This is a genomic window from Coleofasciculus sp. LEGE 07092, assembly GCF_015207375.1.
Lineage (GTDB): Bacteria > Cyanobacteriota > Cyanobacteriia > Cyanobacteriales > Coleofasciculaceae > LEGE-07092.
This window is the reverse complement of sequence record NZ_JADEWY010000008.1, coordinates 53573-73557: the sequence shown is the minus strand read 5'-3', so window position 1 is coordinate 73557 and position 19985 is coordinate 53573. Positions and strand designations below refer to the sequence as shown.

At 46.9% G+C, this 19985-nt stretch carries 18 protein-coding genes; 9 read left to right on the top strand and 9 right to left on the bottom strand.

Features of this window, described 5'->3' with window-relative positions; genetic code table 11:
- Positions 1-35: 35 nt before the first annotated feature.
- Positions 36-569: a hypothetical protein gene (locus IQ257_RS03560; RefSeq protein WP_193872105.1), complete on the top strand. Its 534-nt coding sequence runs from the start codon at positions 36-38 to the stop codon at positions 567-569.
- Between the two features lie 56 nt (positions 570-625).
- Here the strand turns inward: IQ257_RS03560 and IQ257_RS03555 are convergent, their stop codons facing one another.
- Positions 626-1084, bottom strand: a complete 459-nt coding sequence (locus IQ257_RS03555) for a YlqD family protein (RefSeq protein WP_193872103.1) — start codon at positions 1082-1084, stop codon at positions 626-628.
- Between the two features lie 139 nt (positions 1085-1223).
- Entirely contained in the window at positions 1224-3257 is a 2034-nt protein-coding gene (locus IQ257_RS03550) for an AMP-dependent synthetase/ligase (protein ID WP_193872101.1), read from the bottom strand.
- Positions 3258-3478: 221 nt separating this feature from the next.
- Here IQ257_RS03550 and IQ257_RS03545 point away from each other — a divergent pair, with 221 nt between their 5' ends.
- The 4 genes from IQ257_RS03545 (at position 3479) to argH (ending at position 7861) form a co-directional block, all read left to right on the top strand.
- Entirely contained in the window at positions 3479-3787 is a 309-nt protein-coding gene (locus IQ257_RS03545) for a DUF3240 family protein (RefSeq protein WP_193872099.1), read from the top strand.
- Positions 3788-4565: 778 nt separating this feature from the next.
- Complete coding sequence (locus tag IQ257_RS03540) at positions 4566-6020, top strand: PP2C family protein-serine/threonine phosphatase (RefSeq protein WP_193872139.1); 1455 nt, start codon at positions 4566-4568, stop codon at positions 6018-6020.
- 25 nt (positions 6021-6045) lie between these two features.
- The gene (locus IQ257_RS03535) at positions 6046-6285 is read left to right on the top strand and encodes a hypothetical protein (RefSeq protein WP_228060390.1); all 240 of its coding nucleotides are present in this window, start codon (positions 6046-6048) and stop codon (positions 6283-6285) included.
- A gap of 166 nt (positions 6286-6451) precedes the next feature.
- Positions 6452-7861 (top strand): argininosuccinate lyase, encoded by a 1410-nt coding sequence (gene argH, locus IQ257_RS03530; RefSeq protein ID WP_193872135.1) that lies wholly within the window; start codon positions 6452-6454, stop codon positions 7859-7861.
- A gap of 232 nt (positions 7862-8093) precedes the next feature.
- Here argH and IQ257_RS03525 read toward each other — a convergent pair whose 3' ends face one another.
- A complete protein-coding gene (locus IQ257_RS03525) occupies positions 8094-8279 on the bottom strand; it encodes a hypothetical protein (protein WP_193872097.1) in 186 nt (61 codons plus the stop codon).
- 275 nt (positions 8280-8554) lie between these two features.
- Here IQ257_RS03525 and IQ257_RS03520 point away from each other — a divergent pair, with 275 nt between their 5' ends.
- The 3 genes from IQ257_RS03520 to IQ257_RS03510 all read left to right on the top strand — a co-directional run bounded on the left by IQ257_RS03520 (position 8555) and on the right by IQ257_RS03510 (position 11221).
- Positions 8555-9031: an NUDIX hydrolase gene (locus IQ257_RS03520; protein WP_228060389.1), complete on the top strand. Its 477-nt coding sequence runs from the start codon at positions 8555-8557 to the stop codon at positions 9029-9031.
- A gap of 154 nt (positions 9032-9185) precedes the next feature.
- Positions 9186-10007, top strand: a complete 822-nt coding sequence (locus IQ257_RS03515) for an alpha/beta fold hydrolase (protein WP_193872095.1) — start codon at positions 9186-9188, stop codon at positions 10005-10007.
- Positions 10007-11221 carry a TIGR03032 family protein gene (locus IQ257_RS03510; RefSeq protein WP_228060388.1) on the top strand — a complete coding sequence of 405 codons (1215 nt, stop codon included), beginning with the start codon at positions 10007-10009 and terminating at the stop codon, positions 11219-11221. The genes IQ257_RS03515 and IQ257_RS03510 overlap by 1 nt, the downstream gene beginning before the upstream one ends.
- Positions 11222-11416: 195 nt before the next feature.
- Here IQ257_RS03510 and IQ257_RS03505 read toward each other — a convergent pair whose 3' ends face one another.
- Positions 11417-14938, bottom strand: coding sequence for a GAF domain-containing protein (locus tag IQ257_RS03505; protein ID WP_322744166.1), 3522 nt, complete (start codon positions 14936-14938; stop codon positions 11417-11419).
- Positions 14939-15190: 252 nt separating this feature from the next.
- On the bottom strand, positions 15191-15670 hold the full coding sequence (locus IQ257_RS03500) for an NADAR family protein (protein ID WP_193872093.1): 480 nt from the start codon (positions 15668-15670) through the stop codon (positions 15191-15193).
- A 17-nt stretch (positions 15671-15687) separates the two neighbouring features.
- Between IQ257_RS03500 and IQ257_RS03495 the strand changes: the two genes are divergently transcribed.
- Positions 15688-15921: a hypothetical protein gene (locus IQ257_RS03495; protein WP_193872091.1), complete on the top strand. Its 234-nt coding sequence runs from the start codon at positions 15688-15690 to the stop codon at positions 15919-15921.
- A gap of 501 nt (positions 15922-16422) precedes the next feature.
- On the opposite strand, the gene IQ257_RS03490 is transcribed toward IQ257_RS03495, so the two are convergent.
- From IQ257_RS03490 to IQ257_RS03475, 4 genes are all read right to left on the bottom strand, one after another.
- A complete protein-coding gene (locus IQ257_RS03490; RefSeq protein WP_193872089.1) occupies positions 16423-17589 on the bottom strand; it encodes an NAD(P)/FAD-dependent oxidoreductase in 1167 nt (388 codons plus the stop codon).
- Between the two features lie 141 nt (positions 17590-17730).
- Positions 17731-18006: a hypothetical protein gene (locus tag IQ257_RS03485; protein WP_228060387.1), complete on the bottom strand. Its 276-nt coding sequence runs from the start codon at positions 18004-18006 to the stop codon at positions 17731-17733.
- A 139-nt stretch (positions 18007-18145) separates the two neighbouring features.
- Complete coding sequence (locus tag IQ257_RS03480) at positions 18146-18385, bottom strand: ketohydroxyglutarate aldolase (protein ID WP_193872087.1); 240 nt, start codon at positions 18383-18385, stop codon at positions 18146-18148.
- Positions 18386-18475: 90 nt separating this feature from the next.
- Positions 18476-19810 carry a S8 family peptidase gene (locus IQ257_RS03475; protein ID WP_193872085.1) on the bottom strand — a complete coding sequence of 445 codons (1335 nt, stop codon included), beginning with the start codon at positions 19808-19810 and terminating at the stop codon, positions 18476-18478.
- Positions 19811-19985 lie beyond the last annotated feature (175 nt).

The following is a 19985-nucleotide window of genomic DNA, read 5'->3' as shown; positions in this document are numbered from 1 at the left end:
TAGTCCCCACTCCCTATTCTCGATAGATATAGCTGATGTTTAATTCCTTCAAAAGCGTTCTTATAATTCTAATCAGTACAGCAATGACGCTGACGGCTTGCAGTAACATCAGCGATCGCTCCGAACCAACTCCTACCGCTAGGGAGTCACTTGAACACCAACGCAGCCAAGCCTTCAAGTCAACTAATTCGACAGTCCAAGCAAAAAATACAACTGGTAATGCTAATCGGCAAAGCTACAAACCGATTGACCTATCAAATAGGTCAGATACTGACTTAATCGGCAGTGATCCAAAAGCGATCGCACTCTCCGTCTTTGGTTTACCCGAATCAGAACCCGGTTCCCAATCTGTTACTGTAGATTATCCCCAACCCGATCAAGCTATTGTCACCCTCATTCAAACTGGAATTGGCGATGATTCGGTGAATAGCACCCAGTATCGAGTTGAGTTAGAGGAAAACCTATCCGCCCAAACTGGCAAACACTGGGAGATGGTATGGGCAGGTTCCCAGTTCAAATGCCAGCCAGGGCGTGGTCATCAAGATTGGTCAGCAGAACTTTGTCTGTAGACCTCAATTGTGATAAGACGCGCCATGGCACGTCTCTACAATTTTCATCTTAGCGCCTAGACATCGCCACGAATTTCTTCGACTACTCCATCCCGCAGTAGAATTTCGACCTGCATTTTACGCACCAGGTTATCTCCCGGTTCGACGCGGAAGAAGCTTTCAAGTTGACCTTGATTCACTTCTTGGTCGAGTTCCAGCATCTGCACTTGTTGAAGTTGCTGGAGTTGCTGGTTTTTCTGCTCGAGAAGTTCGCTTTTCTTTTGGTTGACTTGAAGCTGAATACTTTCAATTTGTTGCTTGATCTGGGGACCAGGAGGTTGTATGTTCTGCTTTTGAAGTTCAGCGATCGCCCGTTGTCCTTGCAAGTCTAACTGTTGGAGCTGGGAGTCAAGTTGGTTAATCTGCGCCTGTAGTTGTTGTTGAACCTCCTCCTTCCAACGAGGTGTCACAATGGCTTTAATATTTATGGGTCGCTTCAAGAGCAGGCTTGATTTAGAGTCTTCTGCTTGAGTCATATACGTCTTGCTAGTAGGTAAATCTGAAGGTTGAACGGTTTAAAGGATAACCCAATTCAGGGAAAACCAAGGGGAAAACGCTAAGGTCAAGAGCAACGAGATACCTTCCTGCGGACTCCCTCACATTCTGACCCTCACATCAGGCAAACATCCCGTTAATAATATCGCGATACCGTTCCGTGACAACGGCTCTCCGAATTTTCAGCGTCTGAGTCATCATGCCATTTTCAATGGAAAATGGTTCTAAAATCAGCTTAAACACACCAATACGGTCATCAGGGCGATAACCGGGACGATTTTGGACTTCTCGCTTTAGTTCTTGTCGAAACAAGTTCTGAATCTCTTTACCATTTAAATCAATAGCGCTCCGGATTGCCTCCGAGCCTTCGCTTGCCGATTTTACCTTATCGGACTCGGGTAAACACAGGGTAAAATTCTGAGAGTCTGCCCACTGTTGCAGGGCTTCGAGGTTGGGCACAATTAAAGCACCGAGCGATCGCTGATCTTGACCCACTAGCATAATTTGATCAATGTAAGCACTCCGCAAACAAGCATCTTCAATCGGTTGTGGCTCGATATTTTCTCCATTGGTGAGTACGATAGTATCTTTTGCTCGTCCAGTGAGTACCAAATCGTTTTGGGGAGTAATCCAACCCAAGTCCCCGGTATCAAACCACCCCTCCGAATCAATTGCTTTTGCCGTTGCTTCTGGGTTTTGATAATAGCCTTCCATGACTTGGGGACCTTTTACCATAACCAAACCTTTTTCTCCTTTGGGTAAAGGTTGGCGAGTTTCAGGTTCAACAATCCGAATGTTAGTTCCTGGCATGGGTAGTCCCGAAGAACGCCGTAGGTTGCGCTCAATGCGGCGGACATTTGTCACGGGAGAGGTTTCGGTTAGCCCATAACCGACTAAGATTTCAACACCGATTATTTCAAAAAAGTTCTCCAAGTGCATTGCCAGGGAACCACCGCCGCTGATAATGGTTTTAATCTGACCGCCCGTTGCTTCGCGCACTTTTTGATAAACGAGTTTGTCCGCTAATGCATGGAAGGGGAAGAGGGCAGATGCTTGCAGTTTAGCCTTAAGGCGTTGACTCGGTGAGGGGTTGAGGTGATGGATACTCAACCCTTGAGAAATTCGTCGTGCCTCAATATAGCGCTGGCTGATGCCGAGTAAAGTATCCACTAATTTCTGCTTGTTAGCAGGTTGTTCACGAAACTGTTTCTGCACACCCTCATAGATAGATTCCCATAGCCGAGGGACACCCACCATGTAAATGGGTTTGAACGTTTTCAAGTCTGTCTTGACATGGCGGATGTTAGTGTAAGTTTGAGTACAGCCTTGGGAGAGCAAAAAGTACTCGACAGTCCGTTCGTAGACGTGCCAGGTTGGTAAAATGCTGAGAATGCGATCGCCTACGTGAGGTTGAAGGACTGTACCAAAGGTATTGACTTGGTGAAGTAAATTCCCGTGAGTCAACATCACGCCCTTCGGTTGACCTGTTGTTCCTGACGTATACATCAGAGTCGCTAGCGTCTCTCGGTTGTTACAGGTAGGCTGTAGGGCTTGGGTTTTCCCAACGTCCATCAGTTGGGGAAAGTTAAATATTTTGAGAGTTTCTTCTTCTGGGGGAGTTTCATCAGATAGCAAGATGATCCATTCAATGGGCAGAGAGTCGAGACTGGTGCGTATTTTTTTGAGGGTTTTGAGGTTTTCTACCACCAAAGCGCTGCTGCCGCTATGGGATAGAATATACAGGAGTTCCTCTCGCTCTGCCTGCGCACTGCGCACGACATTTGCTGCCCCTGCCATCATAATTCCTTGATCGGCAACGAACCATCGGGGACTGTTGTCGGCAACTAGGGCAATTCGGGTGGGGTTATCCGTTGGATTCGATAGTAATGGGAAAGCCAAGGCTTGCAACCCGACAGCAAATTGCCGAATTTGCTGGTATAACTGGGCATAGGTAAAGGTTGAGGTTGTATCGTCGTGTCCTCCGACCGAATGCGGATCATTAAGGGCAAGGGTGTCTCCAAAGTGTTGGGCAGCAAGAGCCCAAATTTCCGATAAAGATTGCACCTGGGAGTAATCGGCAAGGTGTTTTAGTTGGGTTTGTTCTTGGGCGCTGAGGCGAAAGGCATCGCGGTTAGTAGGCTGGTCTTTCAACATCACTCAATCCTTAAAAATGGTTGATTAATTGCTTGTGCTTTTTACCTTACTCTTGTATCGGTTGAGTGAGTTGTTGAGAGTAGACAGAATTTTTGCTGTCAACCTTAGGGAGTTTCAGGAAATGGCACATTTGTCAAGTTAAGGTTTTGAGCAAGAGGTCACTGGATCTGTTTACCCTTTGCCTGTCATCCTTACTAAAGAAATGATTTTAGGAGTTTTCCATGACCACTGAAGCTACTCCCGTTAAACGAGCCATTCTGCTCACGATTATCGGCGAATCTGTACTCAGAGACCGCCTTGTGAAATTAATCAAAAGCAAGGGAATAACAGGCTATACCATTACCGATGCCCAAGGAGAAGGCGGTCACGGCAGGCGGATGGGAGATATTGCAGGCTACAACACCAACATTGAAATTAAAACCGTTGTATCGTCGGACGCTTCTGACGAAATTCTTAGCGCCTTAGCAGAACTTCGGAATGAACACGCCTTAATTGCTTTCTGGCATGATGTAGAAACTTTAAGTAACTAGTCAGACTTCTATAACGATTCTCAGTAGAGTGTAATACACCTTACTCGTCAAAATCTTTAGAGCTTACCAAGGACTCACAGAAGGATACTTGCTCTGTCTGAGAATCGTTATAACCTCTGAAAGTACCACTTTACAACCATTATTCTCAGTGTCGGCACTGCCCTTATCCACTTAATTTACAATTTCTAATCTCCAATTAAGCTCTTGAGGGGGAAAAATGGTGCGATAGGATGATTAAGGAGAGAAAAGACAAGTAATAGTGGTTCTTAGCTTAAATTCCTAGGGATAGCAATCATAAGTGCGATTAGAACCCTGACATACACAGTATTACAAGGGTCATTTTTTCAAAAAAACCAGGATGTAATCTCTCCCTAAAGGAAAGCTAAATGACCACATATACCTTGTAGCTAAAAAAGAATTAAAAAAAACTAAAGACTTGAGCGAATCCCTCACAGGGACATTTGCAGACTCCTCAATTAGCGCCACTATTTCCAACTCAAATCAGCAAACTGCATATACAATAGCTGGAACGGGTTCAGTACAGCTATCATCGATAATCAGTGGTTCGGTAGGGTGTCCTACTGTGTTTTCTAAAAATAGCTCTCTTATCCAATTCAATCCCTCTAGGGAACCGTCCGGAGAGTTCTAACTCGCTGGTGGAACCTTTAAGGTCAATAATGTTGCAATTGCTACCTAAAAACTCTCAAAAAATACTGACTCCTAATACTTGATTCATTGGACTATATTGTTGTAGCTAATGCTTCCCAAGCCTGATGTGATGACCGCACGGACTGTTTCTAGACAACCTTCAAATTCCGCTAGCAGCACCACCAAGGGTGTTGCTTCCGAGCGATCGCCTGTTGCTGCCCTGAAGGAACTGGTGGCTCGCTTGCACCGGGAACAACACAAGATTCAAGATTTGTTGAGTTCGCTGGGGTTTGCCCTGCGCAGCTTCAACAATTTGAATCAATTTTTGGAACTCATTCCTTTAATGGCAGCACGAGTAACCGATGCTGACGGTGGCGCTTTAATTGTGTTCAAGCCGAACGGTCAAGTTCGGTTAGAACAACTCCATTGCCAGGTCGATCGGGTTTGTCAGGATATCCGCCAAGCCCTCGAACAAGCGACTCGTCAAATCACAACAGCAAATAGTGATGGAAACGGTGCCGTGACATCTGTATCCTTAGAGGAACTCCAAGCATCTCTCGACCAACTGGTCAGTCGCCACCTAGGATCAGATGTGCAGCTATTTGGCACACCCATCCTCATCAAAAATGTTGAACGGGGTCGTTTGTACGTCTTTAGCCGAGACCCTGAATACAGTTGGACACCCACCCGACAGAAGCTAGTACGGTTAGTTGCCGATCAAACAGCCGTAGCAATTGCCAATGACGAACTCACTGCCGAACTGCGCAAGAAAGAACGCTTAGATCGAGAACTAGAAATTGGTGCTGAGATCCAAATACGTCTGCTACCTCGCCAGTGTCCTTATGTTGAGGGCATTGAATTGGCAGCCATGTGCAGAACAGCCAATCGAGTAGGAGGCGATTACTACGATTTCATTCCCACCAACTACGACCAATTGCGACCCCAAAAACCGGGCAGCAATGAGGGAACCGACTGCCAGAAAGCCTCTGTCCCCTGGAGTGTCGTCATTGGTGACGTGATGGGTAAAGGGGTTCCGGCTGGGTTAATTATGACTATGACGCGGGGAATGCTGCGGGCAGAAGTTCTCAACCGTCACTCGCCAGCCCAGATTCTCGAACATCTCAACCGGGTGATGTATGCTGACTTGGAAAATTCCAGTCGGTTTGTCACCCTGTTTTATTCCGAGTACGATCCTCAAACCCAAATTCTGTCTTACAGCAATGCCGCCCACAATCCACCGTTGTTGTGGCAAGCTTCCACTCGTTCGATCCAACGCCTAGATACGGTGGGAATGCTGGTTGGTTTGGAAGCAGATTCTCAGTATGAAGATGCCCAAGTGCAGCTAGCCCCCGGCGATACCATCATTTACTATACCGATGGATTTACGGACGTAACCAACCCCCACGGTGAACGTTTTGATGAGGAGAATCTAGTTGCCGCCTTCGAGTGGGCTTGCAAGCATTGTCAGGGTTCCCAGACCATTTTGGATTACCTGTTCGAGCAGGTACAGCAGTTTCTGGGTTCAACCAACCGTAATGGAGATGATATGACCTTGGTCGTGTTGCAGGTAAAATCGTCCGAGTAATCCATTTTTTGAGGCAGTAATAGCCATGGTCATTGTCGAACTACAAGCAGCAACCGCCGTTGTGCCTACCATCACTCATCTGGCAGATCCGTTTAGTCAGCTATCGGTTCATTGGTTGGTATTAGCCCAAACTATTGAAGATCCCGATGTTTTGGGTCAAATTCAAGGAGCATTCAAAAACTTTGTTGAGTCAGGTCAAGTCTGGGCATTCCTGATTGGGTTAGTCATTGGTTATATCTTCCGAGGGATGTCCTCCTTTGGATAAAGTCCTGGGTCATTAGTCATGGGTCATTAGTAAATGAGAACCTGAGCACTCATCCGTTACTTAAATCCGTTGCCACTCCCTCACAAATGACAAATGACAAATGACGAATGACAAAGGACCAATGACAAATGACAAATGACAAATGACAAATGACAAAGGACTGAAGATGGTTACTGAACAAAAAACCTGGAGTCAGCGCTTTGAATCAGCGCTGCATCCAGCGATCGCTCGCTTTAATGCTAGTATCGGCTTCGACATTGAGCTAATTGAGTACGATCTCACCGGGTCTGTCGCTCACGCTAAAATGCTCGCTCATACGGGCATCATTTCAACAGAAGAAGCCCAGCAACTTGTTACCGGCTTAGAACAAATTCGCTCGGAATATCGCCAAGGCAACTTTAACCCAGGCATTGATGCCGAAGATGTACACTTTGCGGTGGAACGACGTTTGACGGAAATTGTGGGGGAAGTCGGTAAAAAACTGCACACCGCCCGGTCGCGCAATGACCAAGTTGGCACCGATACCCGACTTTACCTGCGGGATCAAATTGCTCAAATTCGTACCCAGTTGCGCTCCTGCCAAACCGTTCTGCTCAACCTTGCCGAAGCGAATGTAGAAACCCTAATCCCTGGCTACACGCACCTACAACGCGCCCAACCCCTAAGTTTAGCCCATCACCTCCTCGCTTATTTTGAAATGCTACAGCGAGACTGGGAGCGCTTGGGTGAGATCGAGGGACGGGTTAATATGTCGCCCTTGGGATGCGGTGCTCTTGCTGGTACCACATTCCCGATTGATCGCCATTACACGGCGTCGATATTAAAGTTTGCTGGAGTCTATGCCAACAGTCTAGATGGCGTGAGCGATCGCGATTTTGCCATTGAATTCTTGTGTGCCGCTAGTCTGATTATGGTTCACCTGAGTCGGCTATCCGAAGAAATCATTCTCTGGGCATCTCAGGAATTTGGCTTTGTTATTCTCAAGGACAGTTGTGCCACCGGTTCGAGTATTATGCCCCAAAAGAAAAACCCCGATGTGCCAGAACTGGTACGGGGCAAAACGGGTCGCGTATTTGGGCATTTACAAGCCTTGTTAGTGCTGATGAAAGGATTGCCTTTGGCTTACAACAAAGACTTGCAAGAGGACAAAGAAGCCCTCTTTGACACCGTTAAGACGGTTGAAGCCTGTCTGGAAGCCATAACGATTCTGTTGCAGGAGGGGTTAGAATTTCGCCCAGAACGGCTGGCATCAGCCGTTGCCGAAGACTTTTCTAACGCCACAGATGTCGCCGATTACTTGGCATCCAAAGGTGTTCCTTTCCGAGAAGCTTATAACTTGGTTGGCAGGGTTGTGAAAACCTGTTTGGCTGTCGATAAACTTCTTAAAGACCTGACGCTTCAGGAGTGGAAAGAACTACATCCCGCCTTTGATACCGATATTTACGATGCCATAACTCCCACTCAAGTTGTTTCGGCTCGTAATAGCTACGGTGGCACGGGTTTTGATCAAGTCAGGCAAGCCCTACAGGTGGCTCACTCTCGCATAGGGGCTAACTTCGTTCCTGCACGGGAGTAAAACCTCGTCTAGCAAATTCGGGTTCTTACCCCCTTTAGGCTCTTTTTAGAATTCTGACTTAGGAATTCATGAGTCAAGGGGACTATCGAAAGAATTTGACAGATGGAATTTTAACTGTAGAGCCGCTCTCGGTACGGAAAGGAGAAAAAGGGAATAATTTAGTGTTTCCCTTTTCTCCTTTCCCCTTTAACCTGACTTTGGCTAACCATGACGAAGGATATCGGACTTGATATCACGTATCCCGCTCGCCTTCCTGATTGCGCTCGGTATCGTCTGCGTCTGTGCTTTCATCCCGTGGGGGTCGGTTGTATCGACGATTTCTCGAAAAACGACCTGTATTCTTGCGTTTGCGAAACTTGCGGGCGTAAGCTTCGTTTCGTTGCGCCTTTTCTTTTTTGAGATTGCGGCGCTTTGCCATGTTGACCTCTTGATAACAAAAAATTGCCTTACCCACTCTAGCAAGAGAGTAAGAAGGGCTTGTCTATCTTAACAGTCTTACACATCTTCAATCAGGCAATCTGAAAGTTGCTTGAGTAGTTTCGACACCCCTGGCAAGACTAAACCCTTACTTCGTAACGCTTGTAGGGCGCTCCAACCGAGCAGGCATACCCAACACGGCACTTTTGCTGACCCAGATTACCGAATTGACACCCAAAACGTCTATGATAACAGTCTGTAAGATACATATATTATATGTTCTTTAGCCTTCTAAGAGTGCGTCGAACCTGGCAAATTGTGCAAACGGTTTTGGGGATAGTGTTTCGTCATCCTATTATCGGTACGAGTATTATTCCTGTCTTACCGGATGGGCGAATTGTACTGATTCGGCGTCGCGACAATGGTAAATGGGGATTGCCTGGAGGGATGGTGGACTGGGGTCAAGATATTCCAACAACTGTGCAGCGGGAGTTGGCTGAAGAAACTGGATTGGAGTTGCTAAAGATTCGGCGATTAATTGGGGTTTACTCAGCCCCCGATCGAGATCCGAGAATTCATTCCATTTGTGTTGTGGTAGAAGCTGAGGTTCAGGGAACGATGCAAGTACAGGATAAGTTAGAAATTTTAGACGTGCAAGGGTTTGAATGTTCAGTAATTCCCAAGGGCAACCTGAGTCATGATCATGATCGACAGTTGCAAGACTACTTCGAGGGCAGAACAATCGTGGCTTAGGACTTGACAACGGTGCAGCGGAGGGAGCCAGTTTTCTGGCAATTCCAGCAAAAGCCACAACTCAATCCCCCCTCAGATAGATTGCTACGTCCCCTCTTCTGCTCCCCAATTGTTTTCATCAATGCAATTCTAAAGAAAAAACCCTGCAATCAGGATGGAATTAACCCTACGCAATTCTCGAATTAAGCTGCCTTTAGGACAGATTTTTTGGCGTGAAGTCGGTCAAGGACCCATTTTGATATTTTTACACGGTTCTTGGAGTGATGGCAGTCAATGGCTGCCTGTTATTGAGCATTTGAGTCAAGATTACCACTGCTTTGCCCTAGACTTACTGGGGTTTGGTGACTCGGAAAAGCCAAAATCCCACTACTCTATTCAGTTAGAAGTAGAGTGTTTGATCCAATACCTAGAGGCACTGCGCCTACCGCAGGTGTATGTAATCGGTCATTCTTTGGGCGGTTGGATTGCGTCTAGCTGCGCTTTGCAAGAGTTAGAGCAAGTTCGGGGTTTGGTATTGTTGGCACCTGAGGGCGTTCAGGCAGAAGGACAGGGGGATAATTGGCAGTGGGCGCGGTGGTTAGTCGGGCGTCCTCCCATTGCGTATACTATTTTACGATCGCTACTGCCTTTGGCGCGGCTGTTAGGTCGTCATAAAGGTATTGAACAATTGCTAAAGCAGCGGCAACAGCTATTACAATCTCCTACTGCCTGTAAGTTACTCTTTAAACGCAGGCGATCGGAAATTCAAGCGGAATTACTGCAAGATCGGCTTGAGGACTTGAAGGTGCCAACGTTGATACTTCAAGGAAGCAAAGATTCTGCTAAGGCGATCGCTGATTCTCAAACCTATGCTGAAAAAGCCCCAAAAGCCCAACTGCGAAGGATTGAGGGTGGAGAAAATAACTTACCTGAAGCGTTACCGGATTTAGTGGCTGGGTATATTGATGAGTTTGTTAGGAGTCAGGAATTCAGGTAATGACACATTCTCCCCAAACACCACCAGGGGGCGACCCCATGCGGAGCGTCCACACTACCAACTTTCCCCAAATTCTAACTCAATTGGGGATTTCCCTAGTTGTCTCCACCTATCAAGCTGGCAAACTCATCGTCCTCCGTGCCGATGGCGAACACATTAACACCCACTTCCGTCTCTTCCGAAAACCGATGGGATTAGCGGCTGATCGAGGTAGAATTGCAATTGGGACAGCGAACCAAGTTTGGGAACTCCGCAATGTACCCGCCGTTGCCCAAAAACTGGAACCTGTGGGTAAGCATGATGCTTGTTATCTACCCCGCAACTCTCATATTACTGGGGATATTGATATTCACGAGATGGCTTGGGGAGAACAAGAACTCTGGTTCGTCAATACTCGTTTTTCCTGTTTGTGTACCCTCGATTTTGACCACAGTTTTGTCCCCCGCTGGCGACCTAATTTTGTCAGTGCCTTGTCACCGGAAGATAGATGTCATCTTAACGGCTTGGGTATGGTGAACAATCAACCCAAATATGTCACCGCACTGGGGACAACCGATAGCATGGGAGGCTGGCGGGAGAATAAAGCGAATGGTGGCGTCTTGATGGATGTAGAGACGAATCAGGTGATTGTGCGGGGTTTGTCGATGCCCCATTCACCGCGATGGTATCAAAATCGTCTCTGGGTACTGGAATCGGGTAATGGTTCTCTGGCAACAGTTGACCTAGCTTCTGGGAAAATTGAGACAGTAACTCAGCTTCCTGGCTTTACTCGTGGCATAGACTTCTGGGGTTCTTTGGCGTTTATCGGTCTTTCTCAGGTGCGGGAAACGGCAGTATTTAGTGGCATTCCCCTAACCGAACGGCTTGAGGAACGTATTTGTGGGGTTTGGGTAGTCAATATTGAGACGGGGCAAACGGTCGCGTTTTTGAAGTTTGAAGAGGCGGTGCAGGAAATTTTTGCCGTTCAGGTGTTACCAGGTATCCGCTTTCCTGAGATTATTGACTGGGATGAAAAATTAATTGCTAGCTCTTATGTGTTGCCGGATGAAGCCTTGGCGGATGTGCCTCAGGAGCAAAAGCAGTTGGTCACAGAAACCAAAGCACCTCAACCCGACTCGCACCAATCTCAGTTGTCTGATTCCTCGTTACAGAAAAAACCAGGGAAGCAGAAGAGAAAAAAACACGCATTTGGTATTAATAGCGAAGGAAATTAATGACCAAACCCGTGGGGATTATTTTGATGTATGAATAGTATTCCTTTTTAGAATTTTAGTTTGTAAAGTTTTCATGAAGGGCTGAAATCTTTTGTCTGTCCAGCTCTTGAGCTGCTTGTCACCCCTTAAGACCTAAGTCCTGAAGGAAACAAGGGGAATAGTGTGACAATTCTATCTCCCCCATCTCTCCACTCCCTACTCCCTTTGAGACTGCTCTGTAGGAATCTCAATCAAAAATTCAGTTCCTTTTCCAGGATAAGAAATACATTCAAAAACACCACCGTGTTTCTCTACGATAATCTGATAACTAATCGAAAGACCCAAGCCCGTTCCTTTCCCAATGGGTTTCGTTGTGAAAAAGGGGTCAAAAATTTGAGCTTGTAAGTCTGGTGTCATACCCGAGCCATTGTCAGCAATTTGAATCAAAACGTAGTAAGGAGACAGTAATGGGTTATTGGCAGGTTGGGAAGAACCTAATTTCTTTTTGTCTCGAATACTGGAGTGATTAAAGTGAGTAGAAATAGTAATTGTACTTGGGGATTTATTAATTTCCTGGAATGTTGGGTTCGTGTTGTAAGTTTCTAAAGCATCAATGGCGTTACTCAAAACATTCATAAAAACTTGATTAAGCTGACTAGTATAACACTCAATCTTTGGCAAATTATCGTAATTTTTCACCACCTGAATACTCGGACAGTTGGGTTTAGCTTTGAGCCGATGTTGTAAAATTAATAGGGTACTTTCGAGTCCTTCATGAATGTCAACTAACTTCTTTTCGGCTTGATCCAGACGGGAAAAATTTCTCAGAGATAGCACAAGCTGACGGATGCGATCAGCTCCAATTTGCATCGATTTCAGGATTTTCGGTAAATCTTCCTCCAGAAAATTTAAGTCAATGAGTTGCGATCGCTCAACAATCGCTGGTACAGGATCATCATAATAGTGCTGATAGAGGTGTAGCAGATCGAACAAATCCTTGGCATACTGACTGGTATGAGAAAGGTTGCCATAGATAAAGTTGACCGGATTGTTAATTTCATGGGCGACACCCGCAACTAACTGTCCTAAACTGGACATTTTTTCAGTTTGAATGAGTTGAGCTTGAGTTTGCTTGAGATTATCAAAGGCGATCGCTAGTTGCTCTGCCTGTTGCTGAGTTTGCCCGAATAATTCCGCTTGCTGTAAGGCAACCCCCAGATGCACCGCGATCTGCTTGACAAATTCAATCTCAGATGACTCCCACTGTCGTGACTGCCGACATTGATGAATGCAAAGCAATCCCCACAGTTGGGACGGCGAACCTGTACCCCTTCCCCCTTTCAGCAATGGTACTAACAATTGAGCCTGAACTTGGAATTCTGCTAACTGCTGGACGTAACACTCCTTAAAACCTGCCTGGTAAATATCAGCTACTGCCACAATTGGACCCTGATAATATTGGCTAGCATGCTGGTGACTGAAGCAATGGTCATGAATTTTTGCCGTTAAAACAGAGGCAAAACCGGGTTGTACATCCTCAGAGACGAACTCTCCACAGTCGCGGCTAGAGTCGGAGATGAACCGCAGAACTGCCACCCGGTCAGCGTCTAGCAGCCGCCGGACTTCTGTCGTTGTTGCCTTGAAAATGGTTTCAACATCCAAAGACTCTCGAATTTTTGTAATGACCCCAAATAAAGCTTTCTGCTGTTCGGCGGCAATTGCCAGTTTCTGAGCGTGGGCTTGAGCGATTGCCGCAACCGTGCGGCTTCGTTCATACAGTTCAGCTTGCTGAATCGCCACAGCCGCTTGGTCAGCTAACTTTTGCAGTAACTTAATTTCATAGGGAAGCCAATATCGCAGTGCTTTGCATTCTTGGGCAATCAGAAGTCCCCACAGCGGTTGCTCCTCTGGAATTTCTAGAGCCTTGTCTTCCTGGTGATTGCCTACACCAATGGGCGCAATTAAAGCAGCTTGGATTTGGCAACCCTGCGAAAATTCTCGTTGAGTAAGAGTGAGGTTGGCACGGGAGATATCTCGAATCACGCCCACTTTGCCTCGTTTGTAGAATTGAATTTGCCGTTGGGAAAAGAAATCTGGGGGAGCGCCGCTTTCTAAAAGCGATGACCAATTCCCCTCAATCGATTCGACAATAATCTGACCACAAGACTCATTCGTAAACTGGTAAATAAGTACTCGGTCAGTGTCCAACAAGTTGCGAACTTCTCGCACGATGGTTTGCAGAGTGGTTCTCAGCTCAAGGGTGCTGCGAATATGATTGGTAACTCGCTGAAGTGCTCGTCCTTGATCTAACGACTGTCGTAACTTAGCGGTGCGTTCTGCAATCTGAAATTCTAAGTTATTGTTGAGAGCATTTACCTGAGAGTAAAGCTTATACTGCTCGATTGCCATAGCAAAATGATGACCAAGAGAACTGGCTAGCTCGATGTCATTAGCCGTCCAAGGTTGGGCTTGATTACGTTTTAACTCTCGCCACTGTTCAAAGGACTGGCGGGGAAACTTTTGGTTTTCATTTGAGTTAAAGCATCCTGCCCAGAGAATTTCTTTATCCATCTGAGACCGGAAGATACTCAAGTAGCCGAGAAATGAGGAGCGATAACACAGGGGTAAAACGAGCCAGCCCCGGATCGGAGTAGACTGAAACACTGGGGTGAGGGCGGCTAAGGCTGGGACTAGATAGAGGTCAGTAACGGTTACGGGTTTGCTACTGTCATGGGGGGAAAGGGCTTCCGCCCCTCGACTGAACTTCGACAAGCTCAGTTGCCGCGCTCGCCGAACAGGAAGGGGAAAGAGGGAATGGGAGTTTGGTGTTGTAGGTTCATCGCTGTCAGAGTCTCTGATGTCTGATTCTGATGCCACCCACGTTGTAAAGGTGGGATGTTCTTCAATTAAGTTGTCTCGACCGCACTGTTCGGGTTGAATACCGCAGGTTAGCCACTTGGCAGTATCGTGGGTTTGGCGGGGGGCGATGTAGAGTCTGCCGCCGGAGCCTTGAAGGGCATTGACGGTTTCTTCGAGGGCAGCTTGCAGTTCGATTGTGGGTAAGGAATGCAATAGTGTGGATACGCGATTGATTGTGGCTTCGCGGGTGTGCTGTTGGCGTGCTTGAGACAGGAGATTTGATTGAGCGATCGCAATGGATACTTGATCGACTACAGATTGCAGGGTTTGTAGTTCCCGTTTATTCGTGATACGGCTGGATGCGTGATGAGACACTAACAGTCCCCAGAGTTGCTCTCGGTTATGTTTGGCTTGGACATCGTAATGCAAAATCGGCAGTACCATTGAAGAGTTGACCCCCATTGCCTTCAAGTAGGCGATATGGCAAGGGTCTACAGGGCGATAGAAGATTTCGTCAACCGTTGATAGGTCATCCGTACCAGCCCCTGCAATTGGTGATAGACCAATGAGTCCTGAAGATACGTCCACAATGGAACGCAAGCGGACTTTTAGATATAACTGGCGGGCTTTTTCGGGAATGTCATCGGCTGGAAAGTGTAGCCCGTTCAGGGAAGGAAGGCGATCGCGTTGAATAGACTCAGCAATGACTTGTCCACTGCCTGATTCATCAAAGCGATAAACCATAACTCGGTCGGTGACGAGCAATGACCGAACTTCGGCAACGGTTGCGTCTAAAATTTCTTGCAATTCTAGAGATTGACGAATCCGATTAGTGATTCGGCGCAGCAAGTCTTTCTGGTTGAGTTCTGGCTGTTGCACTGTCTTAGTTCTCGGTATGATGTTTCCCTTAATACACCTATTTAATAAATGTATGTAAATTCAATTGCATAATAAGTACTCTGTCACTTTTAAGCGGATTAAAACATTCGTAAAAATTGAGAAGTTAATCAAACCGTTAAATCACTAGCCAACCCTTTTAGTTTTTTTAATGGCTGAATAAGTACAGCATTTTAACTTACAAAAGCTTATGACAGGTAACAGGAATTTTCAATCAAGTTCATGGCTTTGGGGTTATGGCTCGAGCAGTGTACACGGTTCTTTTGCCAAGCGCCGCCGAATTTCTTGACGGACATTCATGAGCGTTTTACCGAGTTGGTTTTGACCTGTTTTATCTTTACCGCAACCCCAGTAATAGTCACAGGGAGAATCTTCAACAAGAAGTTCTTCACCAGTATTCAGCAGAATGGCTTGAATGTCAGTATGGGTCAAAAACTTTCTCAAAACACCCCGCCACATAATTTGCAGCTTCACCTGCTCCCAGTCCGAACGTCGCCTTCGGGTGCGATCGCGTCCTAGAGTTGCTGCCTCCAGGGGCGTCTGAGCATTGCGGATGGCAAGAATTGCGGCTTCATCTTCCGTACCGACAAACTTGTGAGCCTGATAGTAGTGTTCTACAGTTGACCAGTACAAGTCATCGATCTCGATCGGATGCAGGGAAAAGTTGGAAAAGCAACCGTAGAGTCCATCAGCTTTATAGAAATAAATAGTCATGGCAAAACTATTCTATTTTGTATGAGGATGTTCGAGATAGGGGAAATAGCGCAACAGAAGCCGGGTACGGCGCTGGGCATTCACTACCATCTCAACCCTACATCCAACGCCTCCGGCTCCCTACCATCGCTCAAACCGATGATTTATTGATGCCTAAGCTTTATCTTAACGCCGAGAAGACCCCCGTCATAAGTCTAGGGGGATGTATCGAAGCGGCGCTGAGTACCCCCGACAGTTTAACGATAGGATGAGAGGCGGTTAAAGACAGGACTTGAATACACCCCATTGAAAACAAATCTCCGTCCTTTTCAGAACGGAGTTATTTGATAATAATAATCATTATTTTCAAACAATACTTAAAACAACAGCAGCACTCCTTCTTCGATTTACCGAATAACTTCCTCCTGTAAAAAATACTAAATAGAGTTGCACTGAATTTCATTATTCAGTTGCATCGCTCTCAATTTACTAGCTGAGGAATGATCGGTTTTCTACTTGAGTGCTGCTGTTGTTAATTAAGATAGTGTCACTCGGTATGACAGATACTACTGAAACAGATCCGATATAAAACAGGTAGTTTTTCCTCCTTAAATTAACGCTCTACTCACTTGTAATATCTGTCAGATGAAGCTTTATTTGCTTCGTTATTTTCAATAATACCCCTCTCTCTGTGAAACACAAGCAAATGATACAGAATTTTATTTTTGTTTAAAAAGTACAAGAAACAGTCAATTAAGTTTACGTTCCCTGACTTAACCCGTAGGAGATAGCTGAGGGACAATCTTGTCTTCTTGCCCAGCCACCCAGTTGGCGAAGTGCTGGGCTAGAGGCGGCACGAACACTAAGGGATTGGTGAAGCCGGAGAATAGGTAGGCTCCCTCTACACCGGGAAGTATTCCAACTAGGGGAAGGCTATTGCTGCTGAATGCAACTAAGCAGTGATGCCAGGTTCCGGGTAAATTCTCCAAGGTCGGTAAGATGTTTCCCACAGAGGTACGAATGGCGGCTTCGCTTTTTACCGAGTCTATCCTAGCGTTAGGGTCAGTCAGCACCCGACTGATTTGACCCATCCGCAAACTGCCATCTAAAAATTGAATTGCTCCGGCATCTAAAATTGGTGGGACGGGTTCGTGTCCTGGTTCATCCCACAGGGGGTCTACTTCTAAAGTACTGGCTTTGTCTTCAAGTTGAAATCGCTGCATCGTTGCTGGCATGACTAGAGTACGCAGCATCAAGTCAACTTTTGGTGTTTCAATCATTTCTGCATGGGTAAAATACACATGGACATGAATGCCAGTGGCTTGGAGTAGGGCACGACTGAGTCCACCAGCACAGATAACCGTGTTGGCAGCGTGATAGATTTGGTTCGTTGTTTTGACGCCTTGGATGCAATTGCCCTTTTGCAGCAGTTCCACAACAGGAGCGAATTCCAGTTCGCCCCCAGCCCGGTGGAAGGCTTGCAGGTAGCCTTGGGTCGTGCGTTCGGGATTGATATGGCCATGACGGACGGTGAGTGCTCCTGCGATCGCATTTGGATTTAGCAGGGGTTCCAACTTGCAGGCTTCTTCTACAGTCAGAAGTGTTGGAGGAATGGCAAAATTTTGGTAAGCGGTCGCAACTTCTTCTGGATTGCGATCGGCGGCAATCGTTAGTACTAAATCCAGTTCCCGGAATTCGGTATCCGTATCTAATTCTGCCGATAACGTGCGGTGGCGTTCGATACCTTCGGCACACAATACTCGCGTCAACTCAGAGGTGGCAGACCAGTAAGCGAGTCCACCGTAGCTGTATCGGGTCGCTCCTTGAAAGGTGGCATCTTGCTCGATTATAAGGACGCTGAAGCCCTTTTGACGCAGTTCGTAACCCAAGGCTGCACCCGTGATACCACCACCCACCACAATCCAGTCATAGATTTTCATAGCCCTCGCGATCGCTTTTTGTGGAATAACCTTTATTGACTTCCATCAGTTTGTACACGAAAACCTGCTTTTTAGGTATAAAAATAAGCAGGTTTAATCAATAAAATGGTTATTGAGTCTAGCTCTTCAGTAACTACACGCTTATCGAGGGTCGAAGTCACCCTGATAGGTGTGGAATATCCGATACGTGGGTAAAACTAGCGCCGTACCACCAAAACTAGGGAGCATACCTGGATCAGTTTCTTCTGCCTCACTGCCACCTCCATAGAGGTGAAGTGGACTAAACCAAGAGTAAAAGCCTGGAATTAAAGCGTCCATACTGTAGGCGCTTGCTTTCAAATCTTTATTGGGAATCGAACCAGAATCGTTCGGTGAGGAGTCTTTCTGGTTATCACACATATTGCGAAATGTTCTCATGTCACCCTCTGTATTTAGCTTGGTCGGACGGAGTTAGTATTGCGTTGATTCTAGCAAGGTGAGCTTCGCTTGCGATCGCTTCAGCCATTTCTTTACCGGAACAAACTGTCGCCAGTCAATGCCAAAAACCAGACTCAATTTATTGGATTTCCGACTCCGGTGGTGCGATTTGAACTCGTCGTTCTGGTTCAACTGCCGAGACTCCCTCAACTCGAGCCAGTACCTCGATTTTTTCCGAGTCACACGAACCCGTTAGAACTCCAATCCCAGACATCATATTCTCAACCTTCATGCCAGCAGACTCTAAGTTGTGAGCAACTTCAAGTATTTGATCGATATGCTCGTCATCAAGGGAAACTGACACATTTATCTTGGACATGGGAATCACAGGGGCTAGGGTGAAGAAGGCAGAAGACAGAAGACAGAAGACAGAAGGTGAATTTCTGCTGCACCGTACTCAACCGATGTTCTAGCACACATCAACCGGTGCTTGTACTAAGCCAGCACCCACGTCTGTTGCCGGAAGGGGGAGGCGCAAAGCTGTCTGGATGAGCAGGTTCCAGAGTTCTTGTCCTGTGGCTCCCATTGTCTGGGCGTAGAGGGCAGCGATACCACTAACGTGGGGGGTTGCCATACTAGTGCCGCTGATTGTGCGATAGCGGAGGGGCATCAGCCAACTAGAGTAAATATCAACTCCGGGCGCAGCGATATCAATTTGTCCACCCAAGGGATTGAGTCCGCCATTGGAGAAAAAGGCGACTTGCAACTGGCGATCAATAGCGGCAACTGCCATAATAGACGGGCAGTTAGCAGGATGCCCGACAGGGTTAACAAGACGAGTACGGCGATCGCTTTCGTTACCCGCTGCTGCAATAATTAACGTTCCCCGGCGTAAGGCGCGGCGAGCCACTTGCTCAAATACTCTAGAATAGGGCTGACCCAAAACGGCAGGTGCTCCAAGAGACATGGAAATGAGCTGACAACCATTGCTAATTGCCCACTCAATACCTGCTAAAATTCCACTATCTGACCCACTGCCTTGATTGCTCAAAACCTTGCCCACATAAATTTCGGTTTCGTAGCCAACCCCGTAACGAGGTGGAATCGGGGGACTCAAAGAACCGCAGGCAGTACCGATGACATGGGTGCCGTGTCCATTGCCGTCTTGAGCATCTTCATTCGGGATAAAAGACTTGCCGATAATCGAGCGTCCAGTAAAATCGGGATGGGTAAAGTCAAACCCAGTATCTAGAACTGCAACTCGAATCCCACGACCGCCTATCGGTGAGTTTACAACCTTTGTCACTTGCAGTCCCCAGGTTGTTTCAACTTCATTAAGGGGGGCTACTAAAGCCTCAGCTTGTTCACCCAGCAAGTTATCGACTAGATGAACAACGGCATCCCGATATCCGCGCAGGTAATCGGCAGAAAAATGAGTCAGCGCACTGGAGGGGGGTTGCCCCATGCGCCCCGGTTGAATATCGCTCAAGGCGTAGACTACCCGTTCGGGTTCGAGAGCGAGAATTGGACTGGTGTTTGTAGTGGCGGCGTTGATAGATCGCAGTTGTTCCGGTTCTAGGGTGACAACGGCAACGCCGAGTTGGTCGAAAACTACGGTATCTGCACCTTGTAGCTGTTCTGGGGGTAAAGCGTTGCCTTCACTCTCTGCTGTTCTGGCAACGCTACTGATGCCAGCAGAATCCCGTAGGGTTTGCATACCTGCTTCAATCTCATCTTCAGGCAGCAAGACTAAATATCTGCCGGTTGTTTCTGGCTGAATCAGGAAAGGATTGAGGCTATTCATAGGACTGCGATCGCCTATACCAACATCCTTATTTAGACAGAGGAAAAAGGCGATCGCATCTTCCTGGAGAGTTAGAGGCGTACTCTTGTAACTGAGGCAGGTTAGATGAAGGGGGAGTGGGGAGTGGGGAGTAAAGAACTGGTAGGAAATTTTCGCTGTGCTGGTCTAGCTAAAA